Genomic DNA, 1,547 nt, shown 5'->3' on the forward strand with positions numbered 1-1,547 from the left:
GATCTTCGGTCCCTCTGGCAAAAGCGCGCCGATGTCGCCACCTTTCGCTCGGATAAGGAACAATGGCCGCTCAAACCACGCTGTCCGTATGGCAGCGCTTGGTATCCAGGAGCTTGCAGCCATGCGCGCCAACGACATATCCCCGGTCAGCACCCTATCTGCTGGGACTCCCGGTAGCCTGGAGGCCTGGCAGGCGCTGGGCAGCTTGGATTCCCTGTACATCCGCGCAGGCAAGGAGCCCGCACCGCGGCCGGTGACAACGGTCCAGGCGATTGCGGATTTCGGGCTTGCGGGAGACCGGCATGCGTCGCCGCTATCGCCCAGGCAGCTGCTGCTCGCGGGAAGTCCCGCGTATCAACGCTGGGGCCTGCCTTGCGCGGCGCTCAGAGAGAATCTGCGGGTTGATTTCTCCACGAGCCAACTCGCTTCAGGTGATCTGCTGCGCATCGGCAGCGAGGTCGTGCTCTGGATCACCTTTGTCTGCGAGCCCTGCAATCTGCTGGAACGGCGCTGCCCTGGCACGCTCAGAACGATTGGCGCCGACCGCGGGATTCTGGCGCGCGTGCTGCGTGGCGGCGAGCTGCGCCAGGGCGACGTGATTGGCGTGAGGCGCGCCGCCGCGCCCCTGTTCAGCGACGATTGGCAGCAGCGTGTGCTGCATGTGGCGCGTGCCGTGCCCGAGGGCTTCTGGCTCAGCCATCGCCAGCTCGCGCAGATGGCCGGTGTTCATACAGCTTACTGCCGGGCATTTCCGCGCGTGCTGGCGCGCCTGCCAGCGGATATGGCGCGCCGGGTAGGAAGTGGTGCGGGCATGGGCGCGGCACTTCCCTGGTCCGGCGCCGGGCTGTTCGATGCCGGCGTCAGCGTGTAGCCTGTGGCTCGCCGTGAAAATGCAGGGGCAGTTCGCTGTGCAAAGTTTAGTAACGCGGGCTGTCGTACTACCGATCCGTCCACAGGAGCAACGATGAAAGAAGCAATCTGGCTGGCGCTTGCTGCCGCCATGGCAACCAGCGCAGTGGCGCGTGACAATGCAGCCGACGCGGTGAACAGCGGCGTCATCCGCATGGCTGCGAGCCTGAACGAAATGGCGCTGGCCTGTGGCCACAAGAGTGCCGCGAATGTCGAGGCCGGCCGCATTCAGCAGCGTGCCGCGGCCATCAAGGACATGGCGGTCGCGCCAGCGGAGTACGACCGCATGTACGCCACCTACAAGACCGAGTTCACGCAGAAGTGGAAGAGCATGCCCCCAGCGCAGCAGCAGCAGGCTTGCGCGCAGATGCCGCGGCCTTGAACGGCATGCACGCGCAACAAAAAGCCACCCGGAGGTGGCTTGCGTTTGTCGTGGTTCAGTTGACGGGCAGGATGCGCACGCTGGCCTGGCTGCCCGCATCCGCGGCCGCGACCGCCACAAACAGGCGACGGTTCGCTGCGTCGTAGGAGACGCCCATCATCTTCGGCCAGCCGCTCGCCAGCACGCTGGTTTCGCCCTTGGCGTCGATGCGGAACAGCCGGCCGCCGCTGCCGCCGAAGAACAGGCTGCCATCGGG

General features: G+C 66.1%; 3 protein-coding genes. 2 read left to right on the forward strand and 1 reads right to left on the reverse strand.

Annotated elements, in window-relative coordinates; all coding sequences use genetic code 11:
* Both RR928_RS24825 and RR928_RS24830 read left to right on the forward strand, forming a co-directional pair.
* A partial coding sequence (locus tag RR928_RS24825) for an MOSC domain-containing protein (RefSeq protein ID WP_332684753.1) occupies positions 1 to 871 on the forward strand: 871 nt, incomplete at its 5' end.
* A gap of 93 nt (positions 872 to 964) precedes the next feature.
* Positions 965 to 1,291: a hypothetical protein gene (locus RR928_RS24830; RefSeq protein ID WP_332684755.1), complete on the forward strand. Its 327-nt coding sequence runs from the start codon at positions 965 to 967 to the stop codon at positions 1,289 to 1,291.
* A gap of 55 nt (positions 1,292 to 1,346) precedes the next feature.
* Here RR928_RS24830 and RR928_RS24835 read toward each other — a convergent pair.
* Positions 1,347 to 1,547, reverse strand: a 201-nt coding sequence (locus tag RR928_RS24835; RefSeq protein WP_332684757.1) for a hypothetical protein, incomplete at its 5' end; no start/stop codon positions are given.

This window comes from Comamonas sp. (assembly GCF_036666375.1).
Classification (GTDB): Bacteria; Pseudomonadota; Gammaproteobacteria; order Burkholderiales; family Burkholderiaceae_C; genus Comamonas.

Coding starts and splice junctions, on each gene's coding strand:
- RR928_RS24830 (WP_332684755.1), top strand. CDS start 965: ATGAAAGAAGCAATCTGGCTGGCGCTTGCTGCCGCCATGGCAACCAGC.